Here is a 13804-nt window from a genome sequence, read left to right as displayed (position 1 = left end):
GCGCATCGCCCGGACGCGCCGACCTCCCCCGCAAGCGGGAGAGGTTGCACCGAGCAAGCCGCGAGTTCGAACCACGAAATGAGCAAAGCGAAAGGGCAGAACGGCGACGCTCTGCCCCTTCTTCATGTCAGCTCTTGAGCATCGTCATTCCGAGATGCGCCGCAAGGCGCAGGCCCGGAACGACGGCTAAGCCACCAGCTTCGCGAACAATTCCGCATCGACATTGCCGCCGGAGAGCACGATGACGACGTTCTTCCCGGCGACGTCGAGACGTCCCGCCAGCAGCGCGGCGAGGCCGACGGCGCCGCCCGGCTCCACGACCAGCTTGAGCTCGCGATAAGCGAACGCGACGGCCGCGCCGACTTCCTTGTCCGATGCAGTGACACCACGCGCGAGCAGCTTGCTGTTGATCGCAAAGGTCATCTCGCCGGGCATCAGGGCCATCAGCGCATCGCAGATGGTGCGGCCCGCGGGTGCATGCGGCTCGCGGTGGCCGGCGGTGAGCGAAATGCCGTGATCGTCGAAGGCCTCGGGCTCGGCCACCACGATCTCGGCGAGCGGATAGCGCGCCTTCACCGCCGTCGCGACGCCCGCGATCAGGCCGCCGCCTGAGGCCGGCGCCACCACGATATCGGGGGCGAGACCGAGCGCCGCCATGTCCTCCGCGATCTCGCGGCCGGCGGTGCCCTGCCCCGCGATCACGAACGGATCGTCATAGGGCTTGACCAGCGTCGCGCCGCGCTTCTCGGCGATGCCGCGTGAGATCGCCTCGCGATCGTCCTTGTCGCGATCATAGAGCACGACCTCGGCGCCGTAGGACTTTGTGCGCTCGCGCTTCGACAGCGGCGCGTCGGCGGGCATCACGATGGTTGCCTGCATGTCGAGGATCTTTGCCGCCGCCGCAACTCCCTGGGCATGGTTGCCCGAGGAGAACGCAACGACGCCGCCGGCGCGCTTGTCCTGCGGGATCGAGAACACCTTGTTGAAGGCGCCGCGGAACTTGAACGAGCCGGTGCGCTGGAGCATCTCCGGCTTCAAGAACACTTTCGCGCCGACGCGCTCGTTGAGCACAGGGAAGGACAACAGCGGGGTGCGGATGGCGAAGGGTGCGATCACGCGCGCGGCGGCATCGATGTCGGCAGGGCCGACCGGGAGGAGCTGTTCTGTCATGGCGGGATGTTATCGCGGCCGATGAGGCCCCTGCAAGACACCTCCGCGCGAGGCTTCTCCCGATCAGGCCACGAAGCGCGGCTGTTCCGCCCCGGGCAGCACCGCGCCAACCGCCCTGATGCTGTCGATAAAGACCTTCGCCGAGGCTTCCCAGGTGTAGTTGGCGGCGAACGCGACGCAGTCCTGCCGACAGACGTCGAGCGCGGCGAAGCAGGCACTGCCCAGATCGTGGTCGAGCGCGCCGACCGGCGCATCGCCGATCACGTCGCGGGGCCCTTTCACCGGAAACGCCGCCACCGGCAGGCCACTGGCGAGCGCCTCCAGCAGGACCAGGCCGAAAGTGTCGGTCTTGCTGGGGAACACGAACACGTCGGCGGCTGCGTAGATTTCCGCCAGCGCCTCGCCGTGCTTCTCGCCGAGGAAGATCGCATCGGGATAGGCCTCTTCCAGCGAGGCACGTGCCGGGCCGTCACCGACGATGACCTTGGTGCCGGGCAGATCGAGGTCGAGGAAAGCCTCGAGATTCTTCTCCACCGCGACCCGGCCCACCGACAGGAACACCGGTGCCGGCAGGCAGAGATCGATGGCACGTGGATGGAACAGGCTGGTATCGACCCCGCGCGGCCACAGCACGACATTGTCGAAACCGCGGTCGGTCAGCTCGCCGGCCAGCGCCGGGGTTGCCGCCATCACGGCGCGGCTGGGCGCATGGAAACGGCGCAGCGCGCGCCAGATCAGCGAGCCCGGCACCGGCACGCGGGCGCGGACATATTCGGGGAAACGGGTGTGGAAGCTGGTCGTGAACGGCAGCTTGCGCTGGCGGCAATAGCGGCGGACCATCAGTCCGATCGGACCTTCCGTCGCGATGTGGATGCTGTCCGGACGCGCCTCCTCGATCAGTCGCGCGATCCGGGCCGGGCGCGGCATCGCCAGCCTCACGTCGCGATAGCTCGGCATCGCGAAGGTGCGGAACGATTGCGGCGTCAGGAACGAGAATTCGACGCCAAGGCCTTCAATGCCAAGTCCTTCAATGCCAAGACCTTGAACGCTAAGCCCTTTGGCGGCGTCGGCAAGCTTGGTCAGCGTCCGAAGCACACCGTTGACTTGCGGGTGCCAGGCGTCGGTCGCGACCAGGATGCGCATCATGCGGCTCTTGTCATGCAGCTCTTGTCATGCAGCTCTTGCCGCGACCTGCGGGACGGCTGCCGGCCTTTGCAAATGATCCGCCCAGGTGATGATCTCGAAATGGCCGTCGTCATGCTCGACCAGGGCCGTGCAGCTCTCGACCCAGTCGCCGCAATTCATGTAGCGGATGCCGGCCTCGTCGCGGATCACGGCGTAGTGGATGTGGCCGCAGATCACGCCGTCGGCATCGTGGCGCCGCGCCTCGGCGGCGAGCGCCTGCTCGAACGCGCCGATATAGTTGACGGCGTTCTTGACCTTCTGCTTGGCCCATTGCGACAGCGACCAATAGGGCACGCCGAACAGGCGGCGGAAGAAGTTGACGAGGCGATTCATCTGGATCGCGAAGTCGTAGGCCTTGTCGCCGAGATGGGCGAGCCAGCGCGCGTTCTGCACCACGAGATCGAAGATGTCGCCGTGGATGACGAGATAGCGCTTGCCGTCGGTCCCGGTGTGAACCGTGTTCTCGACGACGTCGATGCCGCCGAAATGCGTGCCGTAATAGTTGCGCAGGAACTCGTCGTGATTGCCGGGGATGTAGATGATCTTGGCGCCCTTGCGCGCCTTGCGCAACAGCTTCTGGACGAGGTCGTTGTGCGATTGCGGCCAGTGCCAGCTCGATTTCAGCGCCCAGCCGTCGACGATGTCGCCGACGAGATAGATCGTGTCGGCATCGTGGTAGCGCAGGAAGTCGAGCAGGAGATCGGCTTGAGAACCGCGGGCTCCGAGATGAACGTCGGAGATGAACAAGGTGCGAAAGCGCCGCTCCGGGCTCTCGTCGCTCACAGCGTAACTTCCCATGCGCCAGCCTGTAACAATGTCCCGTGACAGGGGGATGACCGATTGAACCTTGAGGCACCTCAGCTACGAATCAAACTTCGCCTCGCCCTCCCCGCGAATATCAGTCGCATGCGACAATCAGGCGACATGGCGCCGCAGGGGGGCTCAAATACGGATTGCCGCTGGCAACCCAGGAGGTCGGTGCGCTCCTCCCCCGCATGCGGGGGAGGGTTGGGGAGAGGGTGTTTCCCCGGTGGGATTCGCCATGAGGAGAAAGCCCTCACCCGTCGCGCGGGATGATGCTTCGCATCGCTCGGACGCGCCGACCTCTCCCGCTTGCAAGCGGGAGAGGTGAACGAGCCCGCGTCAGTAGAACCTGTGGAAATGATGGATCGGCCCATGGCCGTGGCCGACGCTGAAACGGTCGGCGGCGGCGATCGCGGCGCTGATCCAGGCCTTGGCATTGCGCACGGCGTTTTCCAGGTTCTCGCCCCTGGCCAGTCCCGCCGCGATCGCCGAGGACAGCGAGCAGCCGGTGCCATGGGTGTTGCGGGTGGCGATGCGCGGCGCCGCGAGCGCGATCCTGCTGTCCGCATCGACCAGATAGTCGATGCTCTCGGCACCCTCGCCGTGCCCGCCCTTGACCAGGACGGCGCCGCAGCCGAGCGCCAGCAGGCGGCGCCCCTGGCTTTCGATCTCGGCCTCGCTTGCCGCGACTGGCTCGTCGAGCAGAGCCGCGGCCTCCGGCAGGTTCGGCGTGATCACGGCGGCCAGCGGTATCAGACTGGTGCGCAGGGCGTCGACGGCCTCAGAGGCCAGCAGGCGGTCGCCGGAGGTCGCGACCATGACGGGATCGAGCACAACGTGCCGGGGCGACCAGCGCGACAGCGCGGCCGCGATGGCATCGATGCTGGCGGCCTGGGCCACCATGCCGATCTTCACCGCGCCGATGTCCAGGTCGGAGAACACCGCGTCGATCTGCTCGGCGACGAACCCGGCGGGCACCGCGTGGATGCCGATGACGCCTCGCGTGTTCTGCGCCGTCAGCGCCGTGATCACGGAGGCGCCGTAGACGCCGAGCGCGGCAAAGGTCTTCAGGTCCGCCTGGATGCCCGCGCCGCCGCTCGAATCGGAGCCGGCGATGGTGAGTGCGACCGGGGTCGTCATGACGATTTTCCGCGTTTTCGAGCCATGTGCCGTCTTAGCAAGCTCGCGCCGAACCCAGCAAGTTCGCTTGCTAAATCCGGCCGGTTTTGGCCTATTAGCCGGAAGAATACGCTTTCGGAGTGCCCGCGATGGTTCCTTTCTTCGTCCAGATCAAATGCAAGCTCGGCCAGTCCTACACGGTGGCCAATGCGCTTGCCGAAGCCGAGATCGCCTCCGAGATCTACTCCACGGCCGGCCAATACGACCTGCTGGTGAAGTTCTACGTCGACAAGGACACCGACATCGGCCACTTCGTGAACGAGAAGGTGCAGGTGCTGCCGGGCATCCAGGACACCCTCACCATCATCACCTTCAAGGCGTTCGGCACTGGTTAGCTTGAGCCGTACTAGCTGCCCTGCTTGCGCTTCGGCGGCGTCGGCCCGTCCACCGGCGGCAGCGATTTGAGGTACTCCGCCATCGCCGCGAGATCCTGATCCGGCAATTGTGAGATGTTCTTGATCACGCGCGTCATCGCGCCGGCGCTGTCGCCATCCGGCAATTCGCCGGTCTTGAGGAAATAGGCCAGATCCTTCGTGCTCCACTCGCCAAGGCGCTTTTGGGTGATGTTCGGAACCCATCCCTCGCCTTCCGGATTGGGCCCGCCGGCAAAGCGCTCGCCGGAAATGATGCCGCCGAGCGCATTGCGCGGGCTATGGCACTCGGCGCAATGGCCGAAGCCGTTGACGAGATAGGCGCCGCGATTCCATTGCGGCGACTTGCTCGCGTCGGCGACGAAGGGCTTGCCGTCCATGAACAGGAACTTCCAGATGCCGATGTTGCGGCGGATGTCGAAGGGAAAGCCGACGTCGTGGTCACGCACCTTGCCCGCAACGGCCGGCAGCGTCTTCAGATACGCAAAGAGATCGAGCACGTCCTCGCGCCTGGCGTGCTGGTAGGAGGTGTAGGGAAAGGCCGGAAAATAGTGCTGGCCCGACGGCGAGACCCCGTGCATCACCGCGTTGACGAAATCGGCGTCCGTCCATTTGCCGATGCCGTCGTTGGGATCGGGCGAGATATTCGGCGCGTAGAACGTTCCGAACGGCGAGTTGATCGCGACGCCGCCGCCGAGCCTGAGACGATCTGGCTGATTGGGAACGGCATGGCAGGACGCGCAGCCGCCTGCGTCGAACATCACCTGGCCATTGGCGAGATCGGGCGTGCGGGCCGGGATGGCGCTCGCAGCCGCCACCACCGGCGCACTGAGCCACCAGTAAAAGCCGGCAGCGACGACCGCGACGAGCAGCGCCGCGACAATTGTTCGTTGCAACATGCGCACCCATTCACTCGTTGCGGCGAACTTACGACCGATGCCGTCGCGGCTCCAGCCACAAAGAATTTAGCCCGCCCTGGCCGGAGACCGGAATAAACTGAAATGCCGGCTGTTGAAAGTTTGGCAGCCCCTTCGGGTTCAACAGGGAGAATGTCATGAACAAGTCCGTCATTGCCGTGTTCGCGCTCGGTGCCGTTGCCTTTGCAGGGTCCGCCAACGCCGAAAAGCTGAAAGCAACGCTCGACGCCAAGTCCGAGGTGCCGGCGACGACCAGCAGCGCCACCGGAACGGCCGATCTGAACTACGATGCCGCCAGCAAGAAACTGTCTTGGACCGTCACCTATTCCGGGCTCTCCGGGCCTGCCACTGCGGCGCATTTCCACGGGCCTGCCGAGGCAGGCAAGAACGCAGGCGTTGCTGTCCCGATCCCGAACGCGGCCTCGAGCCCGGTCAAGGGCGAAGCGACCCTGACCGACGCGCAGGCCGCCGATCTGCTCGGCGGCAAGTACTACATTAACATCCACACGGCAGCCAATCCGGGCGGCGAGATCCGGGGACAGGTGACGAAGTAAGCCTCGAGGCTGCTTCGTCGGCGAAGGCCGGGCGCTGGAGGGGGCGTCCGGCCTTTTCGATTCCGGCGGACGTCAAGCCGCGTTCAGCGCCTGCGCGAGGTCGGCAATCAGGTCCGACGGGTTCTCGATGCCGATCGACAGCCGGATCGTGGAATCGAGGACGCCGATCTTGCGGCGGATGTCGGCCGGGACGCCGGAATGGGTCATGGTTGCAGGCAGGCTCGCAAGCGATTCCGTTCCGCCAAGGCTCACCGCCAGCTTGAGGATCTGCAACGCGTTGAGGAACCTGACCGCCGCCTCCTTGCCGCCTGCGATGTCGAAGGAAAAGGTGGATCCGGCACCGAGACACTGCCTCGCGAACGCGCGCCCGGCCGGCGAGTCCTCCTTATGATGACCGAGGTAATGGACCTTGGCGACCTTCGGATGATCGCGCAGGAAATCCGCCACAATGCGCGCATTGTCGTTGGCCTTCTCCATCCGCAGGCTCAGCGTCTCCAGCGAGCGGTTGATCATCCAGCAGGAATGCGGATCGAGCTGGGTCCCGATGGCGCCGCGCAAGGCCTTGATGCCTTTCATGATCGCCTTCGAGCCGAGCGCGGCACCCGCGATCAGGTCGGAATGACCGCCGACATATTTGGTCAGCGAATACAGCGAGAGGTCCGCACCATGCTCGATCGGCCGCTGAAACACCGGTCCGAGCAGCGTGTTGTCGCAGGCGATGACCGGTGTGTGTCCCTGCGCCTTTCCGATCGCATCGGCAACGCGGCGGATCATCGCGATGTCGACGAGGCCGTTGGTCGGATTGGCCGGCGTCTCGATCAGGATCATCGATACCCGACCCTTGCCAATGGCCTCCTCCGCGGCCTGCTTGACCGCCGTCTCGTCGATGCCGTCGGCAAAGCCGACGGCGCCGATCGACAGGCGCGCAAGCGTGTTCGTCAGCAGGGTTTCCGTCCCGCCATAGAGCGGCTGCGAGTGCAGGATGACGTCACCGGGGCGAACGAAGGCCAGGATGGTGGTTGAGATGGCCGCCATGCCGGATGAGAATAGCGCACAACTCTCCGTGCGCTCGTAGATCGCGAGCCTGTCCTCGACGATTTCGCTGTTGGGATGATTGAAGCGCGAATAGACGAGGCCTGCGCCCATGCCTTCCGGCGGCTCGCGCCGGCCGGCGACGTAGTCGAAGAAGTCCTGCCCGTCCTCGGCGGTCTTGAACACGAAGGTGGAAGTCAGGAACACCGGCGGCTTGATAGCGCCTTCGGACAGTTGCGGATCATAGCCATAGGTCAGCATCAAGGTTTCCGGATGCAGCATATGGTTGCCGATATGGGTCTTCGACGGGAACGGTTTTGCCATGGCCTGTCTCGCTGTTGATTCAATTCCGCGCCGGGCGTTGGAACCTCCGGATGCCGTGAGACATCGATGCCGCATCGGCATCACCATAGATAACCTCTTTGACAGCGATCCGTCAGGCCATGCGAACGGAATTCGTGGCGGGCTCGTGGCCAGTCGCGATCAGACGCCAAGCGTGCCGATGGAGCGCTGGCAATCCGGAACAGACCTATCGGCGTCGACCGGCTGGCGCGGCGATCGCAGCAACCGTAGGTCGCTTGAGCTCAGCGAGATATGCTTCCACCCCGGGTGTCGTTGCGCTCGTCCGGGCTACGAACTTCGGGCCACGAACCGCGCCGTCACTTCAGCTTCACACGATACGTCTCGTGGCAATCGTTGCAGCGATCGTTGATTGCGGTATAGGCCGCCTTCAGGCTCGCGACATCCTTGATCTTGCCCTTGACGTCGGCGATCGCCTTCTGCACCGGAGGAATCTTGGAGTCGAAATCGGCCTTGTTCTGCCAGATCTTTTGCGAGCTGCCGTAGGTCGCGTTCACCACGTCCTGCTTGGGATTGATCTCGAAGGTCTTGGCGATCTTGGCAACATCGGCCTCGATGCTGGCGATGGCTTCATCGGCAGCTTTCTTGTCGAAGGGGATGTCACCCTTGGTCATCTTCTGAATGACACCATACTGGTTCTTCGCGATCGAGCGCATCAGATTGTCCTGCTGGACGGCAATCTCCTGCTGCGCCATCACGGCACCCACGCCCAGCACAAGGGCGCCCGCGACAATCATCGTCCGTTTCATTGGCTCGTTTCTCCGGCTCTCGAGACGTTCAAGGAATGAGCTTCACGGGCTTCAGGCGAAGCCGGGACCCATCTTGGATAGAACCCCGCGCGGCGCGTTTATTCCCGTCCGCGCGGGGATCTTGGCCTAGAGGCTGTGGCGCCGGTGATGCTCGTTGATTGCGATCCACACCCGCTCCGGCGTTGCCGGCATGTCGATGTGGTCGATCTTGTATTCGCGCCAGAGCGCGTCGACGATGGCATTGACGATCGCCGGGCAGGAGCCGATCGCGCCGGCCTCGCCCGCCCCCTTCACCCCCATCGGATTGGTCTTGCAGGGGATATTGTTGGTCTCGAACACGAAGGCCGGCCCGTCCGCCGCGCGCGGCAGCGCGTAGTCCATGAAGGTTGCGGTGATGAGCTGGCCGTCGGTGGCGCCATACACCACCTGCTCCATCAGCGCCTGGCCGATGCCCTGCATCGCGCCGCCATGCACCTGTCCGGCCAGAAGCAGCGGATTGAGCGTCTTGCCGAAATCGTCGACGATCACGTAGTTGACGATCTTGATGATGCCGGTGGCCGGATCGATCTCGACCTCCGCGACATGGGTGCCGTTCGGATAGGTGCCGTCGGCACTGGCAAAGGTCGCGCTGCCGTTCAGCTTCGATGGATCGACGCCGGGCCGCTTGGCGAGATCGGCGAACGAGATCGAGCGGTCGGTGCCGGCAATCCGCACCACGCCCTCGGAGATTTCGAGGTCGCCCGCGCTGGCTTCCAGCGCCTGCGCCGCAATCTCCTTCAGCCTCGAACCGAGTTCGCGCGTGGCACGTTCGACGCTGACGCCGCCCGAGGGAATCGAGGCCGAGCCGCCGGTGCCGAGGCCCGTTGCGATCTCGTCGGTATCGCCCTGGTGGATGTGAACACGCTCGGGCGCGACGCCGAACTGCTCGGCAACGATCTGCGCATAGGCGGTCTGGTGCCCCTGCCCGCTCGATTGCGTGCCGATCAGGACGGTGACGTCGCCATTGGGATCGAGTCGCACATTGGCGGTCTCCTCGCCCATGGTGCCGCACACCTCGACATAGCTCGCAAGGCCGATGCCGCGGATCAGGCCGTGCTTCTTGGCGAGCTTCGCGCGCTTGGGAAACTCCTTCCACTCGGCGATCTCCATCGCGCGCTTCAGATGCGCGGCGAAGTCGCCGGAATCGTAGACCTTGCCGGTGGCGGTCTTGTACGGCAGCGCCTTCGGCTGGATGAAGTTCTTGCGGCGGATCGCGTCCGGCGTCATGTCGAGCTTTCGCGCGCAGGCATCGACCAGGCGCTCGATGACATAGGCGGCCTCAGGCCGACCGGCGCCGCGATAGGCGTCGACCGGAACGCTGTTGGTGAAGATGGTGCGCACCCGGCAGTGGAACGCCTGGATGTCATAGAGGCCCGGCAGCATGCCGGCGCCGCCATGCGGGATGTAGGGCCCGAAGGTCGACAGATACGCGCCCATGTCGCCCATCAGGTCGCAATCCATGGCCAGGAACTTGCCGTCCTCGGCCAGCGCCATCTTCGCGGTGGTGACGTTGTCGCGGCCCTGCGCATCGCCCATGAAATGCTCGGTGCGGTCAGCCGCCCATTTCACGGCTTTCTTCAGTTTCTTGGCCGCGACCGCCATCAAGGCGTATTCGCGGTACGGGAACAACTTCGTGCCGAAGCCGCCGCCGACATCGGGACAAATCACCCGCATCTTCTCGGTCGGGATCTTGAGCACGTTCTGACACAGGATGTCGCGGAGCCGGTGGCTGCCCTGGCTGCCGATGGTGAGCGTCAGATGGTCGCGCTTGGCGTCGTATTCGCAGACGGCCGCGCGCGTCTCCATGAAGCTCGCGACCACGCGCGGATTGACGATCGAGATTTCGGCCACCGCATGCGCCTTGGCGAAGGCGGCTTCCGTCGCCGCCTTGTCTCCGATCGAGACGTCGAACAGCACGTTGCCGGGCTTGTCGGGCCAGACCTGGACTGCGCCCTTCTTCACGGCGTTGACGACGCCGGTCACCGCCGGCAGCGGGCTCCATTTGACCTCGATCGCCTCGATGGCGTCGCGGGCCTGGTCGATGGTCTCGGCGACCACGAAGGCGACGGCATCGCCGACATGGCGCACTTCGTCCTTGGCCAGGATCGGGTAAGGCGGGCCGGTGAACGGATCGGTCTCGAGGTTGAACAGGCAGGGCAGATTGCCGAGATCCGCAACGTCCTCGGCGGTCAGGATCAGCGCGACGCCGGGCAAGCCGCGGGCGCGGCTCACATCGATGGTGTATTTGGCATGCGCGTGAGGCGAACGCAGCATCAAGCAGCGAAGCGCAGCCTGCGGCGCGTAATCGTCGGTATAGCGGCCCTTGCCGCGGATGAGCGCGTCATCCTCCTTGCGCAGCACGCTTTGGCCAACGCCGAACTTGATGGGAGCCGCCATTTTATTTTCCCGTTCTCATGGTTGTTTTGCCGGCATATTGCCGTGGAAAAACTGGCAAGGCAAATGGCATTAGGGTCGCGCGGCCAGGCCGGACAGCCGTGCGGAACGGCGTCAGTGGCTGAATTTCCTGACCATAAAGTACTTGTCGTACGTGGCTTCCCCTATGCGGACCGCAGCGGGATCGGTACCATAGATTTCAAAGCCGTTACGCTTGTAGGTCCTGACCGCAGCTGTTGCTTCGACCAGAACGGCAGGTGCACCTGTTCGACGCAAGCCTCGGCATGGGCAAGAAGCTCCTTGATGAGCCGATCGCCCACCCCTTTACCTCGGCCATCCTCCCTCACGTAAACTGTGAAGATGTGGCCCCTGTGCTGTGATCGCTTATCCGGCGACACATAGAAGCCTGCAACTCCAATCAGATTGCCACCCCAAAAGGCGCCGAGGACCGTTCCGCTCAGCCAATGGCGATATGCCGCCATCATCGCCTCACCGCCCTCGTCCTCTTCAGGAGAACTAAAGGTTTGAGGATGCGTCCGAAGCGCTTCCGCGCGAATGTCGCGAAAGAATTCGAGATCATCGACAGTCAATCGTCGGACCTCCAGGTCCGCCTGAGCACAAGCCGCATACGACGTCATGATCGCCTCCTCTCCTTTGCAGCAGCGAAGATCGGCAGGGATTGGTGGTCTGTCATATCCCACCACGGCCCCACAGGGTCCTCGCGTTGTCTCTCAACCTTTCGATGGTGGCTTCAGGCGCGATGCTTTCGATCTCGCTGCGCGTCAAGCCGATATCCATCAGCTCTCTGTCGCTCAGATCGTGCAAGGTCACCCGTGAGCACGGCCGAAGTTCCTGAAACGCCTGCCAGTATCGCGTGAGCAGGCTCGGGACGATGGAGAGGACGAGGCGAAGTCTCGCGGTGTCGACCTCCGGCTCGCTTGCGGTGTTCGTCAATTGCGGTGGCATCGGACGCTCCTGCTGTTGAGCCGGCAGGGAGCGTGGCCAATGAAAAGGCCCCGTCCGATGCCGGCGGGGCCTGGTGGAAAAGATGGTGTCGTCGAATTCCTAGCGCACGACTCCTTCCACGGCCCAGCCGAAGCGGGTCATGTGGTTGAGGTTGAAGGTGCGCGACGATTTGATCATGCAACGCGATTACCACGGCAAGCGCGTATAATCAAGAGATGTACCGATGATGGTTGCAGCCTGGAGGCGAACGCCGCGCTCGCCTAGCCGCGCACCAGTGAGACCAGCCAGTTGCGGCCGAACAGGATGAGGATCGCGAGCGCGTAGACGATGGTGCCACCGGCCGCGAGCAGGACCAGCATCAACTCATCGTGGAAATGCATCGAGGCGAGAAATGGAGCGCCGAAGCGCGCGATCAGCCAGAAGGCAGCGGCGAGGATCAGTCCGGTGACGAGGAATTTGACGAGCGACATCAGCCAGGCGCGGTCCGGCACGAGGAAGCCTCGCCGCACGGCGAAGAACAGCACGAGGAGCAGATTGGTCCAGACGCCGATGGCGGTTGCCAGTGCAAGCCCGATCTGGGCGAGCGAGCCCATCAGGGCGACCTTCAGTGCGACGTTGACGGCCATGCCGGTCAGCGACGCCCGCACCGGCGTCGCGGTATCCTTGCGGGCATAGAAGGTCGCAACCGCGCTGCGGATCAGCACGAAAGGAATCAGGCCAATGGCATAGGCCGCGAGCGTGCCGCCGGCGGCGACGGCATCGGCTTTCGAGAACGCGCCGCGGGCGAACAGCGCACGCATGATCTCGTCGGGCACGGTGAGGAAGGCCGCCACGAACGGGATCGAGAACAGCAGCGTGAAGTCGAAGGCGCGGCGCTGCGCCTTCAACGCGCCGTCATGGTCGTTGGCCGTGATGCGCCGCGACATCTCCGGCAGCAGCACGGTGCCGATGGCGATGCCGATGACGCCGATCGGCAGCTGGTTGAGTCGGTCGGCATAATAGAGCGCCGACAGCGCGCCGGCGGGCAGGAACGTCGCGATGATGGTGTCGGCGAACAGCGCGACCTGCGTGCCCATCGAGCCCAGCGTGGCGGGTCCGAGCGCCTTGAAGAAGCTGCGGACGTCTTCGTCGAGCTTGAGCGGCGCAAAGCGCGGCAAGCCGCCATGGCGGGCGAGATCGCCGGCAAGCAGGAAATATTGCAGGAAGCCCGAGATCAGCACGCCCCAGGCCGCGGCGTGGCCCGCGGTCGGGAACCAGGCGGCGAGCGCCAGTGTCATCATCATCGCGACGTTGAGAAAGATCGACGCCGCCGCCGCGCTGGCGAAGCGCTGCATCACGTTGAGCATGCCGCCATAGAGCGTCACCAGCGTGATCAGCAGGAGGTAGGGAAAGGTGATCCGGGTCAGCTCGATCGCGAGCTTTCGCTGATCGGCGTCCTCACTGAAGCCCGGTGCGAGAATGCTCATGGCCTGCGGCATGAACAGCCAGGCGACGATCAGCAGCACCACCTGCGAGGCCAGCAGCAGCGTGAAGATGCGGTCGGCGAACAGGTGAGCTGCCGCCTCGCCCTTCTCGCCATGGACATGGGCATAGGCGGGCACCCAGGCCGAATTGAAAGCGCCCTCGGCGAAGATCGCACGGAAATGATTGGGCAGCCGCAGCGCCACGAAAAAGGCATCGGCGACAGGGCCGGCGCCAAGGATCGCCGCGAGCATGATGTCGCGGGCAAAGCCCGTGACCCGCGAGAGCAGCGTGTATCCGCCAACCGTGAAGATGCGTCCGAGCATGCGTCTGTTCTAGAGCATGTAAGGAATAGGTCTAGGTGCAAACCACGGCGGAGGTGCGCTCCCTCCCCCGCTTGCGGGGGAGGGCTGGGGAGAGGGTTGTCTCAACAACGAAGACTCTCCCAGAGGAGAGAACCCTCACCCGGCGCTTCGCGCCACCCTCTCCCGCAAGCCGAGGGCTTTGCTTAATCGGGCGTGCGGGAGCAGTTCCCGATATGAGACTTTTTTGCGAGGCGTCGATCGGCGCGCGGCGTCGAACGATTGCGTTTTCGCGGCCGATCGAGGGCGTTGGGCTGCGGC

General features: G+C 64.5%; 13 protein-coding genes. 2 read left to right on the top strand and 11 right to left on the bottom strand.

Going from position 1 to position 13804, the window contains the following annotated elements; translation table 11 throughout:
• Positions 1 to 186 precede the first annotated feature (186 nt).
• From EHH60_RS36575 to thiD, 4 genes are all read right to left on the bottom strand, one after another.
• Positions 187 to 1170: a threonine/serine dehydratase family protein gene (locus EHH60_RS36575; protein ID WP_124163967.1), complete on the bottom strand. Its 984-nt coding sequence runs from the start codon at positions 1168 to 1170 to the stop codon at positions 187 to 189.
• A gap of 63 nt (positions 1171 to 1233) precedes the next feature.
• Complete coding sequence (locus EHH60_RS36570; protein ID WP_124163968.1) at positions 1234 to 2313, bottom strand: glycosyltransferase family 4 protein; 1080 nt, start codon at positions 2311 to 2313, stop codon at positions 1234 to 1236.
• Between the two features lie 27 nt (positions 2314 to 2340).
• The gene (locus EHH60_RS36565; RefSeq protein ID WP_124163966.1) at positions 2341 to 3153 is read right to left on the bottom strand and encodes a UDP-2,3-diacylglucosamine diphosphatase; all 813 of its coding nucleotides are present in this window, start codon (positions 3151 to 3153) and stop codon (positions 2341 to 2343) included.
• 345 nt (positions 3154 to 3498) lie between these two features.
• Complete coding sequence (thiD, locus tag EHH60_RS36560; protein ID WP_124163965.1) at positions 3499 to 4299, bottom strand: bifunctional hydroxymethylpyrimidine kinase/phosphomethylpyrimidine kinase; 801 nt, start codon at positions 4297 to 4299, stop codon at positions 3499 to 3501.
• Between the two features lie 128 nt (positions 4300 to 4427).
• Here thiD and EHH60_RS36555 point away from each other — a divergent pair, with 128 nt between their 5' ends.
• Complete coding sequence (locus EHH60_RS36555; protein ID WP_018642903.1) at positions 4428 to 4673, top strand: Lrp/AsnC ligand binding domain-containing protein; 246 nt, start codon at positions 4428 to 4430, stop codon at positions 4671 to 4673.
• A gap of 11 nt (positions 4674 to 4684) precedes the next feature.
• Here the strand turns inward: EHH60_RS36555 and EHH60_RS36550 are convergent, their stop codons facing one another.
• Positions 4685 to 5608 (bottom strand): c-type cytochrome, encoded by a 924-nt coding sequence (locus EHH60_RS36550; RefSeq protein WP_124163964.1) that lies wholly within the window; start codon positions 5606 to 5608, stop codon positions 4685 to 4687.
• A gap of 155 nt (positions 5609 to 5763) precedes the next feature.
• Here EHH60_RS36550 and EHH60_RS36545 point away from each other — a divergent pair, with 155 nt between their 5' ends.
• Positions 5764 to 6180, top strand: a complete 417-nt coding sequence (locus EHH60_RS36545; RefSeq protein ID WP_124163963.1) for a CHRD domain-containing protein — start codon at positions 5764 to 5766, stop codon at positions 6178 to 6180.
• A gap of 72 nt (positions 6181 to 6252) precedes the next feature.
• Here EHH60_RS36545 and EHH60_RS36540 read toward each other — a convergent pair whose 3' ends face one another.
• The 6 genes from EHH60_RS36540 to murJ form a co-directional block, all read right to left on the bottom strand.
• Complete coding sequence (locus EHH60_RS36540; protein ID WP_124163962.1) at positions 6253 to 7536, bottom strand: cystathionine gamma-synthase family protein; 1284 nt, start codon at positions 7534 to 7536, stop codon at positions 6253 to 6255.
• Between the two features lie 335 nt (positions 7537 to 7871).
• Positions 7872 to 8321, bottom strand: coding sequence for a cytochrome c (locus EHH60_RS36535; RefSeq protein WP_124163961.1), 450 nt, complete (start codon positions 8319 to 8321; stop codon positions 7872 to 7874).
• Between the two features lie 126 nt (positions 8322 to 8447).
• Entirely contained in the window at positions 8448 to 10757 is a 2310-nt protein-coding gene (locus EHH60_RS36530) for a xanthine dehydrogenase family protein molybdopterin-binding subunit (RefSeq protein WP_124163960.1), read from the bottom strand.
• 161 nt (positions 10758 to 10918) lie between these two features.
• The gene (locus tag EHH60_RS36525) at positions 10919 to 11392 is read right to left on the bottom strand and encodes a GNAT family N-acetyltransferase (RefSeq protein WP_124163959.1); all 474 of its coding nucleotides are present in this window, start codon (positions 11390 to 11392) and stop codon (positions 10919 to 10921) included.
• A 52-nt stretch (positions 11393 to 11444) separates the two neighbouring features.
• Positions 11445 to 11720, bottom strand: coding sequence for a DUF1127 domain-containing protein (locus EHH60_RS36520; protein ID WP_124163958.1), 276 nt, complete (start codon positions 11718 to 11720; stop codon positions 11445 to 11447).
• A 260-nt stretch (positions 11721 to 11980) separates the two neighbouring features.
• Entirely contained in the window at positions 11981 to 13507 is a 1527-nt protein-coding gene (murJ, locus tag EHH60_RS36515; RefSeq protein WP_124163957.1) for a murein biosynthesis integral membrane protein MurJ, read from the bottom strand.
• Positions 13508 to 13804 lie beyond the last annotated feature (297 nt).

The organism is Bradyrhizobium sp. RP6, assembly GCF_003837805.1.
Classification (GTDB): Bacteria; Pseudomonadota; Alphaproteobacteria; order Rhizobiales; family Xanthobacteraceae; genus Bradyrhizobium.
Note: the sequence above shows the minus strand (reverse complement) of the source record. Positions and strands in the feature narration are given on the sequence as shown.

Bases quoted from the DNA above. Each gene is read 5' to 3' on its own strand.
- EHH60_RS36570 (WP_124163968.1), bottom strand. From the start codon at position 2,313: ATGCGCATCCTGGTCGCGACCGACGCCTGGCACCCGCAAGTCAACGGT.
- EHH60_RS36530 (WP_124163960.1), bottom strand. From the start codon at position 10,757: ATGGCGGCTCCCATCAAGTTCGGCGTTGGCCAAAGCGTGCTGCGCAAG.
- EHH60_RS36555 (WP_018642903.1), top strand. From the start codon at position 4,428: ATGGTTCCTTTCTTCGTCCAGATCAAATGCAAGCTCGGCCAGTCCTAC.
- EHH60_RS36525 (WP_124163959.1), bottom strand. From the start codon at position 11,392: ATGACGTCGTATGCGGCTTGTGCTCAGGCGGACCTGGAGGTCCGACGA.
- EHH60_RS36545 (WP_124163963.1), top strand. From the start codon at position 5,764: ATGAACAAGTCCGTCATTGCCGTGTTCGCGCTCGGTGCCGTTGCCTTT.
- EHH60_RS36520 (WP_124163958.1), bottom strand. From the start codon at position 11,720: ATGCCACCGCAATTGACGAACACCGCAAGCGAGCCGGAGGTCGACACC.
- EHH60_RS36565 (WP_124163966.1), bottom strand. From the start codon at position 3,153: ATGGGAAGTTACGCTGTGAGCGACGAGAGCCCGGAGCGGCGCTTTCGC.
- EHH60_RS36540 (WP_124163962.1), bottom strand. From the start codon at position 7,536: ATGGCAAAACCGTTCCCGTCGAAGACCCATATCGGCAACCATATGCTG.
- EHH60_RS36535 (WP_124163961.1), bottom strand. From the start codon at position 8,321: ATGAAACGGACGATGATTGTCGCGGGCGCCCTTGTGCTGGGCGTGGGT.
- EHH60_RS36550 (WP_124163964.1), bottom strand. From the start codon at position 5,608: ATGTTGCAACGAACAATTGTCGCGGCGCTGCTCGTCGCGGTCGTCGCT.
- EHH60_RS36575 (WP_124163967.1), bottom strand. From the start codon at position 1,170: ATGACAGAACAGCTCCTCCCGGTCGGCCCTGCCGACATCGATGCCGCC.
- murJ (WP_124163957.1), bottom strand. From the start codon at position 13,507: ATGCTCGGACGCATCTTCACGGTTGGCGGATACACGCTGCTCTCGCGG.
- thiD (WP_124163965.1), bottom strand. From the start codon at position 4,299: ATGACGACCCCGGTCGCACTCACCATCGCCGGCTCCGATTCGAGCGGC.